The sequence below is a fragment of the Herbiconiux daphne genome (assembly GCF_024979295.1).
Classification (GTDB): domain Bacteria; phylum Actinomycetota; class Actinomycetes; order Actinomycetales; family Microbacteriaceae; genus Herbiconiux; species Herbiconiux daphnes.
In genome coordinates, this window is record NZ_JANLCJ010000004.1 from 404837 (window position 1) to 428199 (window position 23363).

General features: G+C 72.6%; 18 protein-coding genes. 6 read left to right on the forward strand and 12 right to left on the reverse strand.

What is annotated here, in order from left to right; genetic code table 11:
• The first annotated feature begins 26 nt into the window (after positions 1–26).
• From N1032_RS13135 to N1032_RS13145, 3 genes are all read left to right on the forward strand, one after another.
• A complete protein-coding gene (locus N1032_RS13135) occupies positions 27–731 on the forward strand; it encodes an alpha/beta fold hydrolase (protein ID WP_259539547.1) in 705 nt (234 codons plus the stop codon).
• 102 nt (positions 732–833) lie between these two features.
• Entirely contained in the window at positions 834–1133 is a 300-nt protein-coding gene (locus N1032_RS13140) for a hypothetical protein (RefSeq protein ID WP_259539548.1), read from the forward strand.
• A gap of 201 nt (positions 1134–1334) precedes the next feature.
• Complete coding sequence (locus N1032_RS13145) at positions 1335–1979, forward strand: cyclodeaminase/cyclohydrolase family protein (protein WP_259539549.1); 645 nt, start codon at positions 1335–1337, stop codon at positions 1977–1979.
• 55 nt (positions 1980–2034) lie between these two features.
• On the opposite strand, the gene N1032_RS13150 is transcribed toward N1032_RS13145, so the two are convergent.
• The 3 genes from N1032_RS13150 to N1032_RS13160 all read right to left on the reverse strand — a co-directional run bounded on the left by N1032_RS13150 (position 2035) and on the right by N1032_RS13160 (position 4330).
• Positions 2035–2892: an alpha/beta fold hydrolase gene (locus N1032_RS13150; RefSeq protein WP_259539550.1), complete on the reverse strand. Its 858-nt coding sequence runs from the start codon at positions 2890–2892 to the stop codon at positions 2035–2037.
• Between the two features lie 43 nt (positions 2893–2935).
• Complete coding sequence (locus N1032_RS13155) at positions 2936–3979, reverse strand: isopenicillin N synthase family dioxygenase (RefSeq protein WP_259539551.1); 1044 nt, start codon at positions 3977–3979, stop codon at positions 2936–2938.
• A gap of 102 nt (positions 3980–4081) precedes the next feature.
• Positions 4082–4330 (reverse strand): response regulator, encoded by a 249-nt coding sequence (locus N1032_RS13160; protein WP_259539552.1) that lies wholly within the window; start codon positions 4328–4330, stop codon positions 4082–4084.
• A 77-nt stretch (positions 4331–4407) separates the two neighbouring features.
• Here N1032_RS13160 and N1032_RS13165 point away from each other — a divergent pair, with 77 nt between their 5' ends.
• Both N1032_RS13165 and N1032_RS13170 read left to right on the forward strand, forming a co-directional pair.
• The gene (locus N1032_RS13165) at positions 4408–5406 is read left to right on the forward strand and encodes a DNA-3-methyladenine glycosylase family protein (RefSeq protein WP_259539553.1); all 999 of its coding nucleotides are present in this window, start codon (positions 4408–4410) and stop codon (positions 5404–5406) included.
• 85 nt (positions 5407–5491) lie between these two features.
• Positions 5492–6199: a cadherin-like domain-containing protein gene (locus N1032_RS13170; protein WP_259539554.1), complete on the forward strand. Its 708-nt coding sequence runs from the start codon at positions 5492–5494 to the stop codon at positions 6197–6199.
• 25 nt (positions 6200–6224) lie between these two features.
• Here N1032_RS13170 and N1032_RS13175 read toward each other — a convergent pair whose 3' ends face one another.
• The 9 genes from N1032_RS13175 to N1032_RS13220 form a co-directional block, all read right to left on the reverse strand.
• Positions 6225–6587: a TfoX/Sxy family protein gene (locus N1032_RS13175; RefSeq protein ID WP_259539555.1), complete on the reverse strand. Its 363-nt coding sequence runs from the start codon at positions 6585–6587 to the stop codon at positions 6225–6227.
• A gap of 298 nt (positions 6588–6885) precedes the next feature.
• The gene (locus N1032_RS13185; protein ID WP_259539556.1) at positions 6886–8367 is read right to left on the reverse strand and encodes an amidase family protein; all 1482 of its coding nucleotides are present in this window, start codon (positions 8365–8367) and stop codon (positions 6886–6888) included.
• Between the two features lie 227 nt (positions 8368–8594).
• A complete protein-coding gene (gene purM, locus N1032_RS13190) occupies positions 8595–9713 on the reverse strand; it encodes a phosphoribosylformylglycinamidine cyclo-ligase (RefSeq protein ID WP_259539557.1) in 1119 nt (372 codons plus the stop codon).
• Between the two features lie 56 nt (positions 9714–9769).
• Positions 9770–12127: a cell wall-binding repeat-containing protein gene (locus N1032_RS13195; protein ID WP_259539558.1), complete on the reverse strand. Its 2358-nt coding sequence runs from the start codon at positions 12125–12127 to the stop codon at positions 9770–9772.
• 209 nt (positions 12128–12336) lie between these two features.
• The gene (locus N1032_RS13200; RefSeq protein WP_259539559.1) at positions 12337–14739 is read right to left on the reverse strand and encodes an efflux RND transporter periplasmic adaptor subunit; all 2403 of its coding nucleotides are present in this window, start codon (positions 14737–14739) and stop codon (positions 12337–12339) included.
• Position 14740: 1 nt separating this feature from the next.
• Entirely contained in the window at positions 14741–15916 is a 1176-nt protein-coding gene (locus N1032_RS13205; RefSeq protein ID WP_259539560.1) for a hypothetical protein, read from the reverse strand.
• Positions 15917–16016: 100 nt separating this feature from the next.
• Positions 16017–17249, reverse strand: a complete 1233-nt coding sequence (locus N1032_RS13210) for an ABC transporter permease (protein WP_259539561.1) — start codon at positions 17247–17249, stop codon at positions 16017–16019.
• Positions 17246–18172: an ABC transporter ATP-binding protein gene (locus N1032_RS13215; protein ID WP_310795948.1), complete on the reverse strand. Its 927-nt coding sequence runs from the start codon at positions 18170–18172 to the stop codon at positions 17246–17248. Before N1032_RS13215 ends, N1032_RS13210 begins: the two co-directional genes overlap by 4 nt.
• Positions 18165–19502 carry an efflux RND transporter periplasmic adaptor subunit gene (locus tag N1032_RS13220; RefSeq protein ID WP_259539562.1) on the reverse strand — a complete coding sequence of 446 codons (1338 nt, stop codon included), beginning with the start codon at positions 19500–19502 and terminating at the stop codon, positions 18165–18167. Before N1032_RS13220 ends, N1032_RS13215 begins: the two co-directional genes overlap by 8 nt.
• 193 nt (positions 19503–19695) lie before the next feature.
• Between N1032_RS13220 and N1032_RS13225 the strand changes: the two genes are divergently transcribed.
• Complete coding sequence (locus N1032_RS13225; RefSeq protein WP_259539563.1) at positions 19696–23310, forward strand: BTAD domain-containing putative transcriptional regulator; 3615 nt, start codon at positions 19696–19698, stop codon at positions 23308–23310.
• The last annotated feature ends 53 nt before the right edge of the window (positions 23311–23363 follow it).

Consider the following 23363-nt stretch of genomic DNA (forward strand, 5'->3'; position numbering starts at 1 on the left):
TCGGCGGCCGGGAGTAGGGTCTGGCCATGAACGTCATCCTCATTCCCGGCTTCTGGCTCGGCGGCGACTCGTGGGCCGAGGTCGTGCCATCGCTCGAGGCCGCCGGCCTCACTGTGCACACGCCGACGCTGCAGGGGCTCGGCTCGGTCGACGACGACCGCTCGGGCGTGACCCTCGCCTCGCAGACCGCCGAGGTGGTGGCGCTCGTCGATGAACTCGACCCCGCCGACGAGCTGGTGCTCGTCGGGCATTCGGGCGGCGGGGCCATCATCCACGGCGCCGTCGACGCCCGGCCCGACCGCGTCGCGCGGGCGATCTACGTCGACAGCGGGCCGACTCCCGAGGGCGTGGCCATCAACGAGCGTCTCGACGCCACCGGCGCCGACGCGCCCCTGCCACCGTGGGAGGAGTTCGGCGACGCCGACCTGCGTGATCTCTCCGACGAGCAGCTCTCGTGGTTCCGCAGCATCGCGGTGCCCGAGCCCGCGCGGGTCGCTCACGACCCGCAGCAGTTGTTCGACACGGCGCGCTACGCCGTGCCCATCACACTGATCTCGTCGACCTTCACCCGCGCCGAGATCGACGGGGCCATCGCGGCCGGCGTGCCCTACTTCAGCGAGGTGCCGCTCATGGAGCGTGCGACCATCGTCGAGTTGCCCACCGGGCACTGGCCGCAGTTCACGAAGCCGGCCGAACTCGCGCAGGCCATCCTCGACGCGGTCGGGCGGTGAGCCTGCTACTGGCCGTTTCTGGTTTCCTCCGAGGTTTCTGACCATCGGGTCGATCGGTCGGCGAGCGCGCAAGGCTGGAGGGAACGACAGGAAGGGGCCATCGTGTCCGATCTCGTGAGTCTGTTTCCCATACTGTTCGTCGTGGTCGCCGCCATCATCGCGGTCGTGTTCGTGGTGGTCATCGTGTCGGTGGTCGCCAACGCGCGGCGCGTGAGGCGCTCGGGCCACAACCCGCTCACCCTGCAGGCCGACCTCGCCACCAAACTCCTCGACAGCGACGCCCTGAGCGCCGAACGCTCCACCGAGGAGCGCCTCGGCGAACTCGACCGCCTGCGCGCCTCCGCCGCCATCTCGCCCGACGAGTATCAGGCGGCCCGCGCTCGCGTGCTCGCGCAGCACTAGAGCGCTCCGCCGCGCGTCGCGTCGCGCCCCGTTGCCCCCGGCCCCCGTCGGCGCGCCCATTGCCCCGCATCGCGCCCTCCTTGTTCGAGCGCGCCGCTCCTGACGGGCGCGGACGAACAAGAAGAGCGCGGCGGACTGCGGGGCGTCGCAGCCCACGGCGGCGGGTGGCAGCGCGGGGGCGGGACGGCAGACAATGGGGGCATGGATAGTGAGGCGCACGAGGCATCCGCCCGCAATGTGGGAGTCGAGACGTGGATGGCGGCACTCGCCCAGTCGCACGGGTCACCCGGCGGGGGCGCCGCCTCGGGTGTGATGCTGGCGATCGCGGCCGCCCTCACGTCGATGGTGGCCGGTTACACCGAGCCGTCGCCCGAGCGCGACCGCATCCTGGAGCGGGCGCGGGAGCACCGGCTCGCCGCGCTCGCCCTGGCCGACGAAGACGCGAGCGCCTCGAACTCGTTCGGCGGCGCCTACCGGCTGCCCGCCGGGCCCGAGCGTGACGAGTCTGTGCGGGCCGCGAGCATCCAGGGCGCTCGGGCTGCGGCCGCGCTCGGCGAACGCGCCGTCGAGCTGCTGCCCGACCTCGAGTGGCTCGCCGCGAACGGCAACCGCGCGCTGATCGCCGATGCGGCGGTGGCGCTCGGCGCCCTGCGCGCCGCGATCTCCGGATGCCGCGTCAACCTCAGCTTCGACCTCGGCGCTCTCGAGCACCTGGGTGACACCCTCGAGCAGGTGCGGCTGGGGCATCCGGCGCTCTTCGCCACCGTCACCCTGTTCGACCAGGTGCTGTCGCGCATCGACGACCTGTCGCGCTCGATCGACGATCGGGCGGCCCCGACCGACTGAGCGGCGCCAGTCGACCGGGCGCCGCCGACCGACTGAGCGGCACCGGCCGGGGCGATCAGCCCACGGATGCCGCGTCGATCGCCGAGGCGACCACCCGCGCCATGGGCTTGCGGATCATGTGGTCGCTCACGTTCACCACGTGCGTGGTGACGTTGCGCATCTTCTCGATGATGGCCAGATTGCCCGGCACGAGGAATTCGTCGAGCCGGCCGTAGACGATCTCGATCGGCTGATCGACGCGGGCGAGGTCGCTGATGACCGTCTGCGACTCGATGCAGTTCGACATCGACTTCACGAACGGCACCCAGTTCTTCTCGGTGATCTCCATCACGTGCTCCACCGGCAGCAGCTTCGACACGAAGGCGGCGCGGGCGATCGTGAAGTCCTTGTTCTCGCGAAAGAACTGGTAGGCCTGCAGATAACCCGCCATGCGCTGGCGCACGCGAGGATCGCCGATCTCCGACGGCGACAGGTAGACCGGCGGGCTCACGAGCACGAGGCTGCGCACGTGGTCGCCGTGGGTGGCGGCGTAACGGGCGCCGATGAGCGTGCCGAGCGAGTGCCCGACCAGCACGAACGGCTGCTCGAGATGCAGCGAGCGGATCGTGTGCGCGATGGCGGCGACGTGCTCCTCGAGGGTGTAGTCCGCGTCATCCGGAGCCGGCGACCCGCCGAACCCCAGCAGGTCGATGGCGATCACGCGGTGGGTCTCTCGCACGAGCGGCAAAACGTAGAAGAAGGTGCTCGACGACGAGGCGATGCCGTGGATCATCACGACGACCGGCTTGGCCTCGCCCCCCGCCCCGCTGCCCGCCGCCCCGCCGCCCGCCGGCTCGCCGGTGTCTTCGGCGATGTGCAGCAGCGGCGCGCGCGGGTCACGCAGACCCTCGATCAGATCTCGAACCCTCGACATTCCCCCACCCTGCCCGCGCGGGCGACGGAAGGCAATGGGCCGGTCACTGCTGCTGGGCGGCCAGCACGCGCGCAGCCTCGCGCGCGGCCTTCTCGTTGCGCACGCCCGCTCGCGATCCGGCGAGCTTGGCGGCGATGTGCTCGCCCACGGTGACGGGTTCATAGAGATTCGGATGCTCCGCCGAGATGCACGAGGGAAGCGTCTCGATCAGGGCGTCGAAGTCGCCGTCGTGGAAGTAGGCGGCGGAGCGGCGGCGCTCGATGGTGCCGTCGACGATCGGCGGTTTGACGCGGTGGAGTGTCGACATCCAGCGCTCGTTGGTCCATCGTGCCGTCACGTCGCCGAGGTTGATGAGCAGGGCGTCGTCGGCGGGGCTGACGTCGTTCCAGCTGCCGTCGGCGCCGAGCACCTGCAGGCCGGCGACCTGGTCGGCCCAGAGCACCGTGACGATGCCGTAGTCGGTGTGCTCGCCCATGCCGGTGAGGTCGCCGTCGAGGTCGACCGTGCCGGGCGGCAGGGCGTAGTTGTTCATGCGCAGCACGTCGAGCGAGTGACCGGTGTAGGCGTCGAAGAAGCCCGCGGGCAGGCCGAGGGCGTCGGCGAAGATGTCGGTCATGGTGTTCGCCACGCGGCGCGCCTCGGCGAAGTAGGCGCTGACCCGCGGTTCGAAGCCGGGCGCGGCATCCGGCCACACGTTCTCGGCGTAGTGCACCGGGTCGACCTCGGCGTCGGGGTAGTCGGACTGCGCGGCCCCGACGTTGAACGCCTCGAAGAAGTCGTTCATGCGGCTCGCCGACTCCACGCCGAGGCTGAGGCTCAGCGACTCCGACTTGGGTGGCGAGTACCCGCGATTGATGCCCGAGGGGGTGCGGTAGGTCTTCTTCTCGTCGAGGGTGAGGCAGAAGAACTCGTCCATGGCGGCCGCGAGGCCGGCGCGGGTGTCGAGCGGGATGCCGTGGCCGAGGATCTGGATGAACCCGACCGTGCTGCACGCCACGTCGATCGCCCTGGCGACGGCGGCCTTCTCGTCGGGTGAGCCGCCCTGCACGTAGGGGGCGATGTCGACCACGGGAACCTGGAATGTCATAGTGACCCGAGAGTAGCGCGCGCTCGTTACAGGGGTATTAAGCGGTGGCGGTTGGGCGTGCGCCGGCGCCGGAGCCGGTCTTCGCGGGCGCCGGCTCGCCGGTCAGCGCTGGTCGAAGTCGTTGTCGTTGTACTGGTTCTGGTTGAGGATCTCGGAGACCTCGGTGAACCGGTATTCGGCAGTGGCGGGGCCCTCGGGCACCACGTCGCCGTCTTCGGCCGGAACGAGCACGTAGACGATCTGGCCGTCGCTGTAGGGCAGAACGAGCTCATCGGGAGCGCCGTCGTCGAGCGGGATGGTCTGGTCGTGGAGGGGTCCGCCGGAGAGGTGCGCAAGAGCTGGTGTTGTCATGCCCCCAGGCTACCCGGATGCGCTGTCGGTTGTCGGCGGCATCCGCCAGGATGGGCGGAGCACCCCAGGAGGCAGCCGTGACCGAAGAGCACGACGACGCGCGATCCGCTCCCCGCGGCACGTTCGCGATCGCACCGCGCGGAGCGTTCTCGCTCGAGGCGAGCATCCGTTTTCTCGAGGGGTTTCCGCCGGTCACCTACGAGGCGCCGGCCGCGCGCACGCTCGACTTCGCGTTCGCGCTCGAGGAGTCGTGGCTGACGGTGGGGGTGAGCCTGGAGCAGATGGGGGCCGAGCAGGCGGGGGCGCGACGGCCTGGAGCGGATGTGTCGGGCGAGGTTCGCGGCCGGGTGTTCGCCGAGCGCGCACTGAAGCGATCGGAGCTGTCGGCGGTGCGGGCGCAGGTCGAGCGCATCCTGTCGCTCGACATCGACGGCACCGGGTTCGCCGGGCCCGGAGGGGTCGGTGATCGCGACCCGGTGATCGGTGCCGCCCAGCGGCGTCATCCCGGGCTGCGGCCCGTGTGCTTCTGGTCGTGGTACGAGGCGGCGGCCTGGGCGATCATCTCGCAGCGGGTGCGCCGCACCCAGGCCGCCGTGGTGAAGCAGCGGCTGGCCGACGAGTTGGGCACCCCGGTGCTCGTGAACGGCGTCGCCCGACAGGCGTTCCCGGCGCCGGCCGCCCTCGCGCGGCTCGAGTGGATGCCCGGGCTCACCGTCGCCAAGGTCGAGCGGCTGCGCGCGCTGGCGGATGCCGCCCGCCGCAACGACTTCGACAGTGCGAGCCTTCGCGCGCTCCCGCGCGATGAGGCGCTGCGGTCGCTCGAGACGCTCGCCGGTGTCGGGCCCTTCTCGGCCGAGCTCATCCTGCTGCGAGGTGCGGGCGACCCCGACTGGGCGCCGCTGAACGAGACCCATCTGCGCCTCGCCGTCGCAGACGCCTACGAGCTCGACGCGCCGCCGTCGGATGAGCAGCTGGCCGAGATCTCGGCGGCGTGGGCGCCGTTCCGCACCTGGGCCACCCTGCTTCTGCGCACGCAACACGAAGACGATCTGGCTGACTCAGACGCGGCTCGGTAGTTTTCCGAGCTTTCTTCACTTTCGATCGACTTTCGACTATTCTCGTCCTGGGGAACGGGTCGATCGCTCGAGGAAGAAGAGTTCGATGAATCACTCCGCCCGTTCGCGCCGTGGCGCTGCCTCTCTGCGCTCGCGCGCCGCCGGCATCGCCGCCGTTCTCGTCGCGTGCCTGCTGCCTCTCGCGGCTGTCGGCGCGATCGCATATCCGGCGGCCGCCTGGGCGCCACCCGTCGGGCCACCGGTCTGCGGTTACGCCGATGCCGACGATGCACCCATCGAAACGGTGATCGCGAGCGTCACCGTGCACCTGCGCACCTTCTGCCATGCGACGAGCCGGGGCGGCATGTCGGCCTCATCTGCGCACGGCACGGTCGTCATCGACAGCTTCGGGTCACTCACCTACGCGGCCGATGCGACATTCTCGGGCATCGACACCATCACGGTCACCGCGATCACTTCGCGCGAGGGCACCGGCCCCACCACCACGTTCCAGGTCGCAGTCGCGGAGCCGGCGCAGGCGGTCGACGACGAGTTCTCGATCGACCGGGGCGCGACACTGAGCGGTGTGAGCCTGCTCGACAACGACAAGGTCACCGGCGTCAGCGGCGGATGGTGGATTCAGGCGGGAGCCACACCCACGACGCACGGCGTGCTGACGTTCGACCGGCTCACGGGCGACCTGACCTATCGCCCCGACCCCGGGTTCTCGGGCGACGACGGCTTTCTCTATCGGCTCGAGGCGCACGGCGGAGTGGAGTCGAACATCGCGCGAGTGACCTTCCACGTCTACTGAGCACGCGCGACGGGCGCGGTCGGGCTCAGTCGGTCGCCACGAACGCCAGTGCGCACTCGGCGAACGGCACCCACTCCGCGGAGGCCTCGAGGGGCAGGCTGACCCAGTCCTTGAACGGCCGACCCTTGCCCGACGGGTCGAACAGCTCGGCGCCGTCGACGCCCAGGGCCGCCGCGTGCTCCGGGCTCGCCGCACCGAGCTTGAGGCCGAGCGCATCACCGTTGAGGCACGCGAACATCACGCCCTTGTGCATCAGAATCGGGCGACCCATCATGCGTCCGCGCGCGATCGCCGGGTCACCCAGTTCGGCGACCAGCAGGTCGAGCTGCTCGAGTGCGGCCTCGGAACTCACCGGTGCCGCCATCCGCTCCCCCGCCTCTCGTCGCACTCCCCGCACCGTCGGCTACCGAATGGACGGCTGCCGAACCGACGCGTGCCGACAGCGTAGCGCCGCGACGCGACCCGGTCGAGCCGCTTCGGAGTCGGAGTCCGGGGTCGGGGCGCCCCGGCATCAGCCGGCCCGGAGTCAGCCGCCCCGGCGTCAGGCGGCCCGGAGTCAGGCGGCCCGGAGTCAGGCGCCCCTGCGTCAGGCGGCCCGGAGTCAGGCCCCCGGCGTCGGGCGGCCCGGAGTCAGGCCCCCGGCGTCCGGCGGCCCGGTGTCGGTCGAGGGCGTCCGGCCGGCGCCGTCACCAGCCGGGCGGGGGCTCGTGGGCGATGAGTCCCTCGCGCTCGGCGATCACGGCGACGTGCAGCGGGGTGAAGTCTTCGAGGTAGGGGCCGATGAGCTGGGCGCCGACCGGGAGTCCGGATGCCGCGCCCGCGCCGAGCGGCACGACGGTCGACGGTCCACGGCCGAGGCTCGCCAGCCGGCTCCACGCCCCGATGACCGCCTGGGCCGGATGTTCCCAGCCGTCGATGAGCAGGGTGCGCGACTCCGCCGGCACCGTCGAGTGGCAGGGCGCGACCGTCGGCACGGTCGGCGCGAGCACCACGTCGACCGTCTCGAACACCGCGTTCCACTCCGCGGCGATGCGGCGCTGCTGCTGCCAGTCGGCCCAGGTCGCGCGCACGGGCTGGGTGTAGAGCAGGGCGTTCTCGATCTCGGACGATTCGGCGCTCCCGGCCGCTCCGGGCATCTGCCCGGCGATGTCCACCAGCCGCGACCAGCTCTCGTCGTCGAGCGCGTGCACGAGTTCGGCTGCCTGCAGCCGCTCGAACAGCCGCATGGCGGCGTCGCCCACGACCGGCGGCGCGGTCAGCTCGGTCACGAGGCATCCGGAGTCTTCGAGCCGCTGCGCGAACAGTTCGATGGCCTGCCGGGTCTCGTCGTCGACGGGCGCCGCCGGGTCGTCGAGCCAGAGGGCCACCCGGGCACCGTCCAGCTGAGTGACGCGGGGCGCCGGGAGGTCGAGGCGCCAGCCCACGGCATCCTGCGGCGCGGCGCCCATCATCACGCGGGTGAGACGGTCGAGGTCGACGGCCGAACGCGCCAGCGGACCGGTCGCCGAGAGCGACGGCTCCAGCAGGCCGCCCTCGGGCCAGGGCATGTGGCCCTGCTTCGAGATGACGCCGTTGCTCGGGCGGTGCCCGAACAGGCCGCACCAGGATGCCGGAACGCGAATCGATCCCGACAGGTCGCTGGCGATCTCGCCTGCCGCGAATCCGGCGCTGACCGAGGCCGCGGAGCCGCCGGAGGATCCGCCGGGGGTGTGCTCGGCGTTCCACGGGTTGTCGGTGCGCCCGAAGTCGTCGTTCACGGTCTGCGAATCGGCGAGGAAGAGCGGCAGGTTCGTCTTGCCGAGCAGGATGGCATCGGCCGCGCGAACGCGGGCCACGACCGGCGCGTCGTCGCCCGCGACGCGCGAGTCGCTCAGGCGGCCCTGCGACGTGCGCAGGCCGCGCACGTCGAAGGAGTCCTTCACGGTCATGGGCAGCCCGGCGAGCGCGCCCACCGCCTCGCCGGCCGCGCGGCGCCGGTCGACGTCGGCCGCCGTGGCCCGCGCGGAGGCGGCATCCGTCGCGACCACGGCATTGAGCTCGGGATTGCGCGCCTCGATCAGCGCGAGGTGCCGCTCGAGCAGCTCGACCGCGCTGAGCTCGCGCGCCTCGAGTGCGGCGAGCATCGTGGTGGCGTCGAGCTGCGCGAGCGAGTCGGTGGTGGCATCCATCGCTCGATCATGCCCCGCGCGCATTGCGCCCATGTTTCGGGGGGCCCGCCGCCGCCAGCCAGGCACAACGCGCCCGGGTGCCGATGCGCAACCCAGGCATCCAGGTGCCGACGCGCCCAGCGGCCCAGTCGCCCACGCGCCCAGGTGCCGACGCGCCCAGGTGCCGACGCGCGCGGGCGCGCAGCTCACGGGCGCAGGCGCCCCCCTCGCCGCGCCGCGCGCCCGGCTCAGGCCGCGGGGTAGGCGCTGACGAGGCGCACGGCCCCGCCGTCGACGCCCTTGGCGCCCTGTTCGAAGCCCTGCTCGGCGAGCGACTCGGCCGTGCGCGGGGCCGTCGACACCGTGCCGACCGGCCAGGTGCGGATGCCCTCGGCCTCGATCGCGGCCGCGACGGCCGCCGCCGACGACGCGGAGACCACGGCGAAGAAACCGATGCCGAGGTTCCAGGTGCCCTCGGCGCTCTCGAGCGAGCTGCCGGCGATCGACGAGAGAACGCGGAACACCGGCGCGGGCGACCAGGTCGACCGGTCGACCTCGATCCACGAGCCGCGCGGCAGCACGCGCGCGAGGTTGGCCGCGATGCCGCCGCCGGTCACGTGCGAGAGCGAGTGGATGGCGCCGCCGAGCGCCGGGTTCGCGAGCACCCGCACGAGGGGGCCGGTGTAGAGCCGGGTCGGCTCGAGCAGCACCTCGCCGACCACGCCGCCGAAGTCGTCAGACCGGTCGGTGTAGCCGAGGCCCGCGCCGGCGAGGATGTGCCGCACTAGCGAGTAGCCGTTCGAGTGCAGCCCCGACGACTCGAGCGCGAGCACGACATCGCCGTCACGCACGCGATCGGCGCCGAGCACGGCATCCGCCTCGACCGCGCCGACCGCCGCGCCCGCCACGTCGTAGTCGTCGACACCCATCAGCCCCGGGTGCTCCGCCGTCTCGCCGCCCACGAGGGCGGTGCCGGTGGCCGAGCAGGCCCGCGCGATGCCCGCCACGATCGTGGCGATGCGCTCGGGCACCACACGCCCGCAGGCGATGTAGTCGGTCATGAACAACGGCTTCGCTCCCACCACCACGATGTCGTCGACCACCATGCCCACCAGGTCTTGCCCGATGGTGTCGTGCTTGTCGAGGGCCTGCGCGATGGCCACCTTGGTGCCGACGCCGTCGGTCGAGGTGGCGAGCAGCGGATGCGCGAACTCCTTCAGAGCCGACGCGTCGAACAACCCGGCGAAGCCGCCCACCCCGCCCAGCACCTGGGGCCCGTGGGTGCGTTGCACCGCCGCCTTCATCAACTCGACGGCGCGGTCGCCCGCCTGGGTGTCGACTCCGGCCTCGGCGTAACTGTTGCTCATGTCTCCATTCTCGCGGACGACGCCCGGATGCGCGCGCACGCGAACCGCGCGCTCGCCTACCAGGCGCAGGCCGTGAGGTTCTGCACCGCGGGCGAGAGCGAGTTCGGGCCGCCGAGCAGCACGATCTTCGTGGCGCCGAAGGCCGCCGCGTCGGCGAGCACCCCGCGCGGCACGCAGTCGCCCGGAACCACGTAGAGCGGCGCATCCGTCTTTCCGGCCAGCACTCCACCGGCGAGGGCGTCGGGGAAGTTCGAGCCGGTCGCCAGGTAGATCGTGTCGGCAGTGGTGAACGCCGACCGGTTGAGCGAGATCGACGCCTGGTAGCGGTCGGCGCCCGCGACGCGGTCCACCGTCGCCGGGATGCCCGACGCGAGCGAGTTCTTCACCGACTCCGACACCGAGTTCACACCGCCGACCACGGTGAGCGACGTGGTCTGCAGCTTCTTGAACAGCGACAGCGTCGGCGCGTCCGCTGATCCGGCGCCGCCGTTCACGAGCACGACGGGCTCGTCTTTCGAGCCCGCGGCGCCGCCCGCCGACAGGGCGTCGGGGAAGTTGCCACCGTTGGCGACGTAGGCGTGCGGGGCGGTGCTGAAGACCGATTCCACCACGGCGCGGCTGGCCGCGTAGCGGTCAGCGCCCGAGATGCGCTCGATGGCGGCATCCGGAACCAGCGTGCGCAGGGTCGACAGCACCGACTCGTTGACCGAGTTCGGGCCGCCCACCACGACGATGCGCTCGGGCGAGAGCGACGTGATCTTCGCGGCCACGACGTCGGGCACGCCGTCGGTGAGCGTCAGCAGCAGCGGGCCACCCTGCTTCACGGCGGCGGGGCCCGCGCTCAGGGCGTCGGGGTAGTTGTAGCCGGTGGCGACGTAGACGACGGGGGCCGTGTCGGGATACATGCGGTTCGCGATCTCGACGGCCACATCGAAACGGGTGGCGCCCGAGATGCGGTCGACCGCCGGCCGGTCGGCCACCACGAAGCTGCCGCTGACCGTGGCCGACTGCTGCCCGGTCTGGCCGTAGGTGGCGAACATGCTGAAGGTGTGGGGGCCGTTGGCGAGACCGGATGTCGCGGTCGTGGTCCAGCTGCCGTTGCTCGCCACCGGCACGTCGACCTGGGCTCCCCCGTCGATCGCGAGGTGCACGGTGAAGCGCGTGCTGCCGCCGGGCACCGTGCCGGTGGCGTTGCCGCCCTGGTAGACCGGGGCGCCGCCGCCGAGCGTCGCGCTCGAGGGCTTCGGCACATCGACGAGCAGCTCGTAGTTCGGCTCGGCGTTCAGCACCGATTCGTAGTTCGAGTCGATCGGGAAGGCGCCGGTGATGCTGCCGAGATCCCAGCAGCTGTTCTGGTAGTTGCCGAACGACACGATGCCCACGGCGTAGTTGCCCGAGAGCACCGCGCCGCCGCTGTCGCCGCTCAGCGAGCACATGTTCGACGTGAACGAGTTCACGAGGGTTCCCCCGATGGAGTAGACCTCGTCGACCGCGCCGACGACACCGCAGGTCCAGCCCGTGGTGCGGCCCGACTTGCAGATCGACTGGCCGACGATGGCCTTGGTGTAGTCGCGCACCGGCACGGGTGAGCCGGAGGTGACGGTGCCCTGGTTGTTGTTCCAGGTGCCGACGGAGGGCTTCGAGGTCCACGACGGGTAGGTCGAGAAGAGGCTGGCGTCGTAGCCGTTGCCGAGGTGGGCCGATCCGGGGATGGGCTCGCCGAGGATGGCGCCGCCGGTCGGGTCGACACCCGGGCCGCTCTGCTGCAGCTCGAAGACCGTGCCGTCCCAGCTGGAGTCGGGCACGTAGCAGTGGCCGGCCGTGAGGAAGAGGTTCGAGTTGTTCGAGCGGTCGCGGCCGTTGAAACCGGTGGAGCAGAGCCATCCGCCACCGGCGTCGTCGGGGCTGTAGAAGCCCTGGCCGCCGACGAGGTCGCCGAGGAATGCGGTGTCGGGGGTCGCCTCGATCACGTCGCGCGACGCGGCGGCGACCGGCGCGCCGAACTCGGCGGTGGCGCCGAGCGACTCCACGGCCGCGGCATCCGCGTCGGAGGCGACGTTCACCACGAGTTCGGTGCCGTCGACCCGGGAGCCGAGCACGGTGGTGCCGGCGGCGGTGAGCTCGTCGACGACGTCGACGGCGGTGGCCGCGGCATCCGCCTGGGCGTAGTACTCGGCGGGGGTGAGGCCGAGGTCGTTCTGGAGGGCGGTCGCGAGCTCGGTGGGCGTCACGGCGGCCTGCTCGGCGTAGAGCTCGGGCGAGAAGTCGCCCATCACCACGCGCTCGTCGGGAGCGACCGGAGCCGGGGACTCATCGGCCGTGGCGGCGAGCGGGGCGCCGACCAGCGAGGCTCCGGCGAGCACGAGTGCGGTGAGAGCGCCGGTCAGACCTGCGCGGCGGAAGGGGAGGGACAAGCGTCGTGCCTCTCGGTCGTGCCGAGAGCGGATGTCGCATCCCAGGGTTGCCGTCAGCGTCGACGCCCGCGTCCCCCCGGCTCGGATCGGACTCATCCTAATAGCATCATGTGTCGAATTGGCGACGGCGGCGCGCGCCGTGTCGGGGCCCTGGCGGGGCGCTGGCCGGGCGCTGGCGGGGCACTGGCGGGTGCTCTCGCACGGCGCTCTCAGCGCGCGGGCGGACCTCCCTGGAACGACGGCGCGGAGCCGCCGCCGAAGCCGCCCGGAACGGTGACCGTGGTGCCGGAGCCGCCGAGGCCTGTGAGGCCGGAGCCGGTGCCGGTGCCCGTGGTGTCGTCGGTGCCGGGCACGTCGGCGTTCAGGTCGGCCAGCACGACGACGTCACCCTCGGCGAGGCCGGATGTGACCTCGGTGCGCTCGGCGCCCATGGCTCCGACCTCGACCGGCGTGGCCGTCGAATCGCCGTTCGAGAGCACGTCGACGGTGTAGTCGGTTCCCGATCGGTGCACGGCGGAGGTGGGCACGGTGAGCACGGACTGCTGCGAGGCCACGGCAACCTCGACCTGAGCGGAGGCGCCGTTGAGCAGGGCGGCATCCGCGGGGTCGATCGCGACGGTGACGTCGTAGGTGGGCGTGGAGGAGTCGGTCGACACGTCGAGCACGCCGATCGCGCTCACGACACCGGTGAGCGCGGTGTCGGTGCTCGCGAGGGTGATGGCGGCGGCCTGGCCGACGGCGAGCTTCGCCACGTCGGCGAGCGTGACGGTGGTGTCGACCACGAAGCCGTCGTCGCCGATGACGGTGATGACGGCGGTGGCGGATGCCGCGCTCACCGTGTCGCCGACGCTCAGCGCGACGGCCGCCACCGTGCCCGCGATGGGGCTCGTGAGGGTGGCGAGCGTGAGTTGTTGCCGCGCGATGGCGAGGTTCGCTTGGGCGAGGTCGATCTGGGCCTGGTCGGCGACGATGGTTTCGGCGGTGATGGTGGTGGAGGCGGTGGTGCTTCCCGTGCCGGTGGTTCCGGTGCCGCTGGTGCCGGTGGTGGTGCTTCCGGTGCCGCCTGTGGGGTCGTCGACCGCGGTGGTGGCCGAGGCCGGCTGCGTGACTGACGACGCGAGCGCGAACAGGGGAGCGCCGGTGGCGGCGGCGTTGCGGACGGCGGCCGTGCGGACGGCGGCCGTGGGGACGGCGGAGTCGGAGTCGGTGGTTGGCGTGGCGGAGCGGTCTGACGTGGGGGCCGGCGTGGGGTCGTCGGTCGTCGGTGCGTCGCTGGAGGGTTCGGCGGGGGTGGAGGTGATGAGCACCGATTGGAGGGTGGCGACGGCGGAGTCGAGCTGGTCCATGAGGGAAAGGACGGTGGTCTGGGCGTCGTTCGCGGTGGTCTGTTCGGTCTGCACCTGGGTGATCGCGCCTTGGCAGGCGGCGAGGTCGGCCTTGATGGTGTCGAGCAGCGCGTTGCCGTCGGCGGCGGTCGACCCGTCAGCGGATGTGCCCGAGCCGCTGGAGGTGGGGTCGGAGGAGCTGGGGTCGGTGGAAGCGGGGTCGGTGCCGTCGGTGCCCGACCCCGTGCCCGAGGTGCCGTCACCGGCGCCCGCGGCGAGGTCGTCGAGGGTGGCCTCGAGGAACGGCTGGCAGGTGGTGTCGGAGGTGGCGATCGTCTGCTGGGTTGCGGCGAGCGCGTCGGACGCGACCGAGTACTGCGCCAGCAACGCCTGCTGGGCCGAGGTCACGGCGGCGACCGCAGCCTGCAGCGCCACGGTGTCTACGCCGGTGCCGTCGCCCGTGCCAGTGCCGGTGCCGTCGCCCGAGCCGCCGCCTGTTCCGGTGCCCGAGCCGTCGCCGGAATCGGGGCCAGTGCCCGAGCCGGTTCCGGTGCCAGCTCCCGAGCCGATTCCGGCGCCGGTGCCCGTGCCGGAAGCCGCACCCGAGCCCGCGCCCGCACCCGTGCCCGCGGCATCCGGAGTTCCAGCGGTGGTGCCGCTGCCGGTGTCCGTGCCGGTTGTGGACGTGTCGGTCGACGACTGCGCTTCGAGGTCGCTCTCGAGCTGGTCTTCGGCGGTGGTGACGGCATCCTGAGCGGTGTCGATGGCGTCTTGCAGGTCGGAGGTGTCGATGGTCGCGAGCTGCTGCCCGGCGGTGACGGTGTCGCCGACGGCGACGGACACCCCGTTCACCGTTCCCCCCGCCTGGAACGCCGTGTCGCGCCGGGTCGCCGACGCCACGGTGCCGCTGAGTGCGAGGGTCTCGTCGACGGTTCCGAGGGCGGCGACCGCCGTGCGGTAGGCGTTGCCCGATTGCTGCGAGAGGGCGAAGACCGCTCCCCCGCCGAAAGCGCAGAGCACCACCGTGGTGATGCCGATGGCGAGCGCCCGTCTCGTGCGCCGTCGTTTCGCCGCCGCTCGCTTGGCCGACAGCACCGGGCGCGCACTCGTCGTCGTGGTCGCGGAGGCGCCGGATGCCCCGGATGCCCCGGATGCCGCGACGGCGCCGGGTGCGGTCGGGGCGGCGCGGCGCGAGGACGCCGGCGGCGTGTGGCGCTCAGTACCGTTGGCGGGGTCAGCGGCGGCGGGGTCAGCAGCGGCGGGGTTGCGCGGTGGATTCTTCGGCACGTCAGCTTCCGCTCGTCGAGGTGGTGGATCGGGAGGCGAGGGCACCAGAGGCGGCCGAACCGGAGCTGGCCGAACCAGAGGTGGCCGAACCGGAGGAGGTGGCGGAACCGCCCTGGCCACCGGGACCACCAGCGCCGCCGGGGCCGCCGCGGAAGCCGGTGGAGCATCCGTCGTCGCCGGCGGTCGAGACCGCGAGGGTGGTGGCCGCGACCGCGCCACTGTCGTCGGACTCGCCCGTCGCCGACACACACGCCCCGACCACGAGGGCGGAGGCGTCGGACGATTCGGTCTTCGTGAAGGTGGTCGAATCGTCGACGGAAACGTCAGAACTCGCCGTGGTGCCGTCGGCCGCGGTGGTCTCGACGGTGATCGCGGATGCCGCGACCGCGGTGACGAGGCCGCTGGTGAACCCGCCGAAGCCGCCCGCGCCACCGGGAGCGCCGGCGCCGCCGGTCGGAGCCGCGCCGTCGGGTAGATCGCCCGGGGCAGCACCATCGGGTGCCGAACCATCGGGGGCGGAGGTCGGCGGGGTGGCGGCATCCGGGGCTCCGGTCGGCGGCGTGGCGCCGTCGGGCAGGCCGCCCATGCCGCCGCCCCCTCCGAAACCGGTGGTGGTGCACGCGCCGTCGACGGCCTCGCTGATGGTGACGGATGTCGCCACAGCGGTCGTGTCGTCGGTGGATCCGGTGCCGCCTCCACTGTCGGTGCTCGAGCCCGGGGCCGAGTCGGTGCCGGGCGCCGCACCGAAGCCGGCGCCGCTGATGGTGGTGACGCAGACTCCCGCGGTCACGTCGGTCAGGGCGGCGGTGACGGTGCGGGTGATGGCCGTGGCGTCGGAGTAGGTCACGGCGGTCTGCGAGTCGGTGTCCTGCACCTGAAGGGTGCTGCCCGAGATGGCGGCGATCTCGCCGGAGACTCCGCCGCCGCCCGGCATGCGCTGCTCGCTCGGTGCGCTGGTGGCGGCCGGGGTGCTGCCGCTCGTCGTCGACGACCCCGCCGACGCACAGCCGGCGAGCGCGAACACGCTCACGGCGGCGAGCACGGCTCCCAACCGGATGGCGGCGGGGCGGGTGGCCGCGCGCCGGCCCGCGGCGGGGCGGGCGGTGGGGCGGGCGGCGGGCCGGTCCGCGACGCGGCGGCGCTCGGAACGGTCGATGGAAGGTCGGATGATGTTCATCGGGTCTGTCCTCTGGTCGGGTGGTCGAGATACGGGATGTGGTCACGGACCGGCTGGCACGAAAGCGGCTGGCCCGCGAACGACCGCGCGAGCCCGCCCATCACTCGCTCCTCAGCGCGTCGATGGGCGCGAGGCGGGCCGCGCGGGTGGCGGGGTAGACGCCGAACACCAGGCCGATGGCGATGGCGACGCCGATCGAGACGCCGACGGCCGCGGGCGACACGACGATCGACGACCCGATCACGCCCGGCAGCGCCAGGGCGGCGCCGATGCCGAGCACCGCGCCGAGCAGGCCGCCGGCGAGGCCCAGGATCGCGGCCTCCACCAGGAACTGCCGCCGAATGGCCCACGGCGGCGCCCCGAGCGCCTTGCGCAACCCGATCTCGCGGGTGCGTTCGGTGACCGACACGAGCATGATGTTCATCACACCGATGCCGCCCACGAGCAGCGACAGCGCCGCGATGCCGGTCAGCAGCACCGTGAGGGTGCGGTAGATCGACGTGGCGGTGTCGACCAGGGCGTCTTGGCTGCTGATCGTGAAGTCGGCCGAGTCGGCATCGCTGATGGAGTGCAGGTTCAGCAGCACTCCCTGCGCCTCTTGGTAGGCGGCCGCGAGCACCCCGTCGCCGGCCGCCTTCAGATAGATGGTCGACACCGTGTTGCTGCCGACCCCTCCGATCAGCTGCGTCGCGGCGGTCGACATCGGCACGATCGCCACGTCGTCGAGGTTCGACGACGAGTCGGAACCCGCGGATGCCAGCACCCCCACGATCTCGAACGTCCGGTCGTCGATCGTGACCGACTGCCCCACCACGTTCGTGGTGCCGAAGAGCTCGGTGGCGGCCTCGGAGCCCAGCACCGTGACCGCGGCCGACGAGGCCTCGTCGTCGTCGGTGATGAACTCGCCCGCGATGAGGTCGCGAGAGCGAACGTCGAGCCACGAGGGCGTGGTGCCGGTGACGGTGGTCGTCCAGTTGGTGTCGTTGGCCTCGAGCGAGAGGGACGTGGTCTTCTCGGCGGCGACCCCGGCGATGTCGGGCGCGTTCACCGAGGAGGCGAGGGCGGCGGCATCCGCTGTCGTCAGGGTGGCGCCGGTGCCGAATCCGCCGCGCACGCCGGAACTGTCGGTGCTCGATCCGGGCGACACGATCAGCAGGTTGCTGCCGAGCGAGCTGATCTGCTCGCTCACGTCTTTCTGGGTGCCGAGGCCGAGGCCCACGGTCATGATGACGGCGGCGATTCCGATCAGGATGCCGAGCACGGTGAGCAGCGACCGCATCGCGTGCGAGTGCACGGCCGCCCAGCTGGTGCGGAAGGTCTCGGCCCAGTTCATGCGACGGCCCCGTTCTGCCGGCGGCCGGCCGCGGGTGCGTCAGCCTCGGCCTCGGACGCATCGGCCTCGGACGCATCGGCCTGGGGGCGTGGCGGATCTGCCTCTCGGAGGGGCGCGCCCTCCTCGTGGCCGGGCGGCGCATCCTGAATCTCGCCATCGCGCACGAACACGATGCGCCGCGCACGACGGGCCACCTCGAGCTCGTGGGTGATGAGCACGATCGTGCGGCCGAGCTCGTGCAACTCGTCGAAGAGTGCGAGCACGTCGCCCGTCGACACCGAGTCGAGGTTGCCGGTGGGTTCATCGGCCAGGATCATGGTGGGCTCCCCCACGAGCGCTCGGGCCACCGCGACCCGCTGCTGCTGCCCGCCCGAGAGCTCGCCCGGCTTGTTGCCGAGTCGCGAACCGAGGCCCACCCGTTCGAGAGCGCGTTCGGCACGCTCGCGCCGCTCGTGCCCCGGAACGCGGGCGTACATCAGCGGCAGTTCGACGTTGCGCCACGCCTCGAGCGAGGGCAGCAGGTTGAACTGCTGAAAGACGAAGCCGATCTCCTTGTTGCGGATCTCGGCCAGCTCGGCCTCGTCGAGATCGTCGACGTCGTGCCCGGCGAGCCGGTAGTGGCCGCTGGTGAGCACGTCGAGGCAGCCCAGGATGTTCATGAGCGTCGACTTGCCCGAACCGCTCGGGCCCATGATGGCGACGTATTCACCCTGACGGATCTCGAGGTCGACGCCCCGCAGCGCCTCGAACTCGATCGACCCGGTCGAGTAGACCTTGCGGGCGGCGGTCAGCTCGATGACGGGCTCGCCGTAGCGCTCGAGGGTGTCGTGCGGGTTGCGCTGGCTGGGCTGGCTGGGCTGGTCAGGCTGATTGGGCTGGTTGGACTGCGCGAGGAGCCCCGCGGTGCCCTGCGTGTCAACCACCGTTCGTCACCCCTCCGAAGCCGCCGGTGCCCGTTCCGCCGGGGCCGGTGCCGGTGCCGGTGCCGCCGAGCTGGGTCGGATCGAACCCGTCGGGTGGAGTGCCCCCGCCCGGGAAGGTGCCCGTGCCGCCCTGCTGGCCGCCGGTGCCGGTGCCTGTGCCTGTGCCGGTGCCGCCAGCGCCGCCCGTGCCACTGCCGCCGCCTCCCGGCGTGAACACGGTGACCTGCACGAGGTCGCCCTCGGCCAGCCCGTCGGTGATCTCGGTCAGCGTGCCGACCGTCTCGCCTACGGTGACCGACTTCACGGTCTCGTTGCCGTCGGCGTCGACGACGGTGACGGATGTCGCTCCGTCGGCATCCGTCGTCACGGCCGCGCTCGGCACGGTGAGCACGTCGGTGCGGCGCTCGTAGACGATCGACGCGGTCACCGACACCCCGTCGTGCAGACCGTCGGGCGATCCGGTGACGGCGACGGTGACCGGATAGGTCGCGGCTCCCGAATCGGTCGAGGGCAGGAGCCCCACCTCGCTGACGGTGCCGAAGAAGGCGGTGCCGTCGTCGGTCGAGAGCTCGACCTGGTCGCCCGCGGCGACCTGCGGGACATCCGTCTCTCCGACCGACACGCTCACCTGCCACGAGTCGGTGCTGACGATGGTGAACTGCGCCGTGCTCGTGTCGCTGCCGGAGGCGCCCGAGGCCGAGTCGCCCGCCGAGCCCGAGCCCGACGCCGACGACCCGGAGGCCGACCCCGACCCCGTCGTCGTGTCGCCGACCTCGAGGTTCACCGCGGTCACGAGCCCGGCGACCGGCGCGGTGAGCGTGGTGTCGGCCACGGCGGCCGCGGCTTTGTCGGCCGCTGCCTGAGCGACGGCGACGGATGCCGCGTCGGCGGCGATCTGCGTGGCCGACGCGTCGCTGCCGTCGTCGTCGGCCTGAGCCGACGACAGCTTGGCCGCCGCGGAGGCGAGGGTGGCCTGTGCCTCGAGCAGATCGGCCTGCACGGTCAGGGTGTCGACCGTGGCGAGCACGTCGCCCGCGGTCACGGTGCTGCCGGCCGCCACGTTCACGGCGGTGACGGTGCCGGCCACGGCGAAGTCGACGTCTTGCTGCACCGTCGGGGCGAGGGTGCCGGTGGCGTCGACCGTCTTCTGCAGGGTCTGCAACGAGGCGGCGACGCTCATGGCCGTGGGCGCGGTCTGCGCCTGCGCCGACGACGACGAGAACGCGAGCGCGGCCCACGTGGCGCCCCCGCCGACCACAACGAGCGCGGCGGCGCCGCAGATGATCCAGGTTCGTAGGCGGATGCGTGTGACGAATGCGGCGAGTTTCATGTTCTCCCTCAACGGCCGGAGCGGCCCGGGCGGGCGTCGGACTCGTCGAGCGTAGAAACGGCGCTTATCAAGGGGATTGCGCGATGCTTGCAGGCGGCTATGAAGATGCGAGCGGCTCGCCGACCGGGTGGCCGCGGCATCCGCCCCCGGATCGGGGATTGGCTCGAGGCGCCCGGCGCATCACAATGTTGTCGTGCGCTACCGCCTGCTGGGGCCGCTCGAAGTCGAGAGCGGCGAGTCGATGCTCGAACTCGGTGCGCCCAAGCAACGTGCCGTGCTGGGGGTGCTGCTGGTCGAGCGCGGCGCGGTGGTGTCGGTCGACGCGATCGTCGACGCGGTCTGGGGCGATGAACCGCCGACGAGCGTGGCGGCCAGTCTGCAGGCCTACGTGTCGAATCTGCGGCGGGTGCTGCGCGACGAGTCGACCGCGGCGTCGCCGCTCGTGCGCCGGGCGCCGGGCTACCTGCTCGACGTTCCCGCCGCCGATGTCGACCGCGACGTGTTTCTCGGGCTCGTCTCGACCGTGCGGGACGCCACGGCGGCCGGCGCCTGGCACGAGGTGGTCCAGGCGGCGCGATCGGCCCTGTCGCTCTGGCGCGGACCGGTGCTCGCCGACTTCGCCGACGACGACTGGGCGCGCGCGGAACGTGACCGGCTCGAACCGCTGCGGCTCGAGTGCCGCGAGCACCTCGTGGCGGGCCTGCTCGCCCTCGGACAGCCGACCGCCGCCCTCGCCGTGGCCGACGAGGTGGTGCGCGCCGATGCCCTGCGCGAGCGCGGAGTGTGGTTGCGCATGCTCAGCCTCTATCGCGTGGGCCGCTCGCTCGACGCGCTCGAGCTCTACCGCACGCACGCCGAGGCCCTCGACGACGAGCTCGGGCTCGAACCCGCCGCCGCGGTGCGCGAGCTGCACACGGCGCTGCTGCGCCAGGAGAGCTGGCTCGACCGCTGGCCACGCCGCGAGTCGCAGCCATCGCCGTCGCCGGCGCCGGCCGACGCTCCGGATGCCGCGGCCGCTGCCCCGGGCCGTGCGAGCGCCGGGCACCCCGACGACCCGGGGCACGGCGACGACCCGCGAGGCGCCGACCCTCTCGGCGAGGCGGGAGGGCCCGCGGATGGTCCCGGCGGGGCGAACCCGCCAACGGACACTGCCCCCAGGAGCACCGGCGCACACGGCAGCAGCACCCCCGCCGCCGCGCCGCCCGAACATCCGGGCCCCCGGGCCGGCGCCCCGGGCACCGCCGGGGGCTCGGACTTCGTGGGGCGGGAAGGCGAGCTGCACGCCATGGGTTCGGTGCTCGACACGCTCGCGTCGACCCGGTGGCTGGTGCTCACGGGGCCGGCGGGCATCGGCAAGACGAGGCTCGCCGAAGAGGCGATCGCCGCCGGCTGGCACGGTCGACGGGTCGTGCGCACCAGTTGCCCCGAAGACGCCGGAACCCCGCCCTGGTGGCCCGTGCGCGCCATCGTGCGCTCGCTCGGCGCCGATCCCGACGCCGTGCTGACTCCGCCGCACGGCGTCGATGCCGATGCCGCCCGGTTCGCCGTCTACGAACGGCTCGACCTGCTGCTGCGCGAGGCGGCGCAACACGGTCTCGCGGTGCTGGTCGACGACGTGCAATGGGCCGACAGCAGCACGTTCCGCTGGCTCACCCATGTCGCCTCGTCGGTGCACGACATCCCGCTCGCCTTCGTCACCACGGTGCGCAGCGGGGTCGACTCCCCTGAGCTCGACAAACTGCTCGCCACCCTGGCCCGCCACCAGGGAGCCCGCCAGCTCACGGTGCCCCCGCTCGCCGTGGGCGAGATCGCCACGCTCGCCGGTCGCGTCAGCGGCGACGAGGTGGGCGCGGCCGAGGCACTCGAGCTCTCGGGTCAGACGGGCGGCAACCCGTTCCTCGTGGCCGAATACGCCCGCGTGCCGCGCGAGGAGCGGGCGACGGCCGGTGTGCCCGTGGCCGTGAGCTCGGTGCTCGGGCGGCGGCTCGCCGCCGTCGACGCCGACGTGCTGCAGGTGCTGCGCACGGCGGCCGTGGCCGGAGACCCGCTCGACATCGACCTGCTCTGCACCGTCACCCGCCTGAGCCGCGACGAGCTCGCCGATCTGCTCGACGAGGCCGCCGACGAGCAGCTGATCGTGCTGGCGCCGGGCAGCGCCACCTACATCTTCGCCCACGGCCTGCTGCGCGACGAGGTGCTGGCCGGCCTGAGCGCTCCCCGGCGGCAGCGGTTGCACGCCCGCATCGCCGACGCCCTGCGGCAGAGCGGCGACGACTGGGTGGCCCGGCGGGCCGTGAACCTCGTGGCGGCGCATCCGTTCGTCGCCGCGGCCGACGTGCTCGACGGCTGCCGCGACGCCGCGCTCGACGCCGAAGAGCGCTGGAACTCCGAGGCCGCCGCCGACTGGTGGGGCCGGGCCCTCCAGGCGTGGGAGTGGCTTCCGACCGCCGACCGCTCGGAATCGGTGCGCGACGACCTGCTCGTGGCCCGCGTCGCCGCCCTCGCCCGCGCCGGCCGGCGGCAGACGGTGCTCGATGTGGTCGACGAGGCCCTGCTCGACGCCATGCGCGAGGGGCGCACCAACTCGGCGGGGCGCCTCGCGTCGACACTGTTGCGCACGGCGGGCTCGTGGCCCTGGATCTACAGCGACCACCCCGAGCGACTCCTCGCCCGCCTCGCCGGCATCGAACCGCTCGTGGCGACCGACGCGGCCGCGCACGTGAGGGTGCTCGCCGCCCTCGCGGTCGGCAGCTACTACGAGATCGACGCCGAGGTTCCCGACCGTTTGAGCCGCCGGGCGATCGAGATCGCCGAGCGGCTCGGCGACCCGGATGCACTGGCCGACGCGCTGCTCGGTCGCGCGCTGGCCTTCACGGCGGTGCCGAGTCACCGCACCGAGCAGCTCGAGCTCGTCGGCCGGCCGCGCGCCCTTCCGCACACCACCGGACGCATCGACGAGGTGATCGGCACCGCTCTGCTGCACCTCTGCTACGCGATGGTCGGCGACCGCGACCGGGTGGAACAGCTCATCCGCGACGGCACCACGGGCAGCGACGCGTTGCGGCTGCCGGTCACCCGCATGCAGATGCGCTGGTCGGAAGGCGAGCTCGCCCTCTGGTCGGGCGACCTCGACCGGGCCGAGGCACTCTACGATCTGGCGATCCAGCTGCAGATCCAGACCGAGATGTACACCTCGGGCGTCTACGACATCGCGATGCTGCTGCTGCGCTGGGAGCAGGGCCGGCTCGACGAGGTGAACGCCATGCCCGAAGACAACGCCGCCGCGCTGCCCTGGGCCGTCGCCGCGCTGACCTTCGCCGACGATCCCGACGAGGCCGACCGCCTGCTCGGCGAGGTGCTCGCCCGCCCCACCGGCGAGTTCTGGACGACCCTCGGCGAGATGGCCTTCCTGGCCCATCAGATGGCGGATGCCAGGCGCCCCCGTCATGCCGAGGCGCTCGCCGCCCGGCTCGAACCCTTCGAGGGCTTCATCGCCATCTTCGGCCAGATCGGTGGCGCCGGGCCCGTGAGTCTCGCCCTCGCACGACTCGACGCCCTGCTCGGGCGCCGAGACGACGCCCGGCGGCGCGTGGCCGCGGCCCGCGCCCTGGCGGAGTCGAACGGCGGCCGGTGCGCCCTGCTGCGGTGCCGCCTGCTCGAGGCCGAGCTCGACCAGGCGGCGGCCTCCGTCTACGACGAGATCGCCCACGATGCCACTCGCCTCGGCATGCACGGCGTGGCCCGGCAGGCCCGCGAGGCCGCCGATCGCGCCGACGAAGCCGCCGAACGGAATCTCGGGAGGAGGTGACGCGAAGCGGGCCTCTATGGCGCCCGGCTCGCGTCACCTCCTCCCGAATCGGC

Excerpts from the sequence above, each read along its gene's own strand:
- N1032_RS13135 (WP_259539547.1), top strand. The coding sequence starts at position 27 with ATGAACGTCATCCTCATTCCCGGCTTCTGGCTCGGCGGCGACTCGTGG.
- N1032_RS13145 (WP_259539549.1), top strand. The coding sequence starts at position 1,335 with ATGGATAGTGAGGCGCACGAGGCATCCGCCCGCAATGTGGGAGTCGAG.
- N1032_RS13150 (WP_259539550.1), bottom strand. The coding sequence starts at position 2,892 with ATGTCGAGGGTTCGAGATCTGATCGAGGGTCTGCGTGACCCGCGCGCG.
- N1032_RS13155 (WP_259539551.1), bottom strand. The coding sequence starts at position 3,979 with ATGACATTCCAGGTTCCCGTGGTCGACATCGCCCCCTACGTGCAGGGC.
- N1032_RS13160 (WP_259539552.1), bottom strand. The coding sequence starts at position 4,330 with ATGACAACACCAGCTCTTGCGCACCTCTCCGGCGGACCCCTCCACGAC.
- N1032_RS13170 (WP_259539554.1), top strand. The coding sequence starts at position 5,492 with ATGAATCACTCCGCCCGTTCGCGCCGTGGCGCTGCCTCTCTGCGCTCG.
- N1032_RS13185 (WP_259539556.1), bottom strand. The coding sequence starts at position 8,367 with ATGGATGCCACCACCGACTCGCTCGCGCAGCTCGACGCCACCACGATG.
- purM (WP_259539557.1), bottom strand. The coding sequence starts at position 9,713 with ATGAGCAACAGTTACGCCGAGGCCGGAGTCGACACCCAGGCGGGCGAC.
- N1032_RS13205 (WP_259539560.1), bottom strand. The coding sequence starts at position 15,916 with ATGAACATCATCCGACCTTCCATCGACCGTTCCGAGCGCCGCCGCGTC.
- N1032_RS13210 (WP_259539561.1), bottom strand. The coding sequence starts at position 17,249 with ATGAACTGGGCCGAGACCTTCCGCACCAGCTGGGCGGCCGTGCACTCG.
- N1032_RS13220 (WP_259539562.1), bottom strand. The coding sequence starts at position 19,502 with ATGAAACTCGCCGCATTCGTCACACGCATCCGCCTACGAACCTGGATC.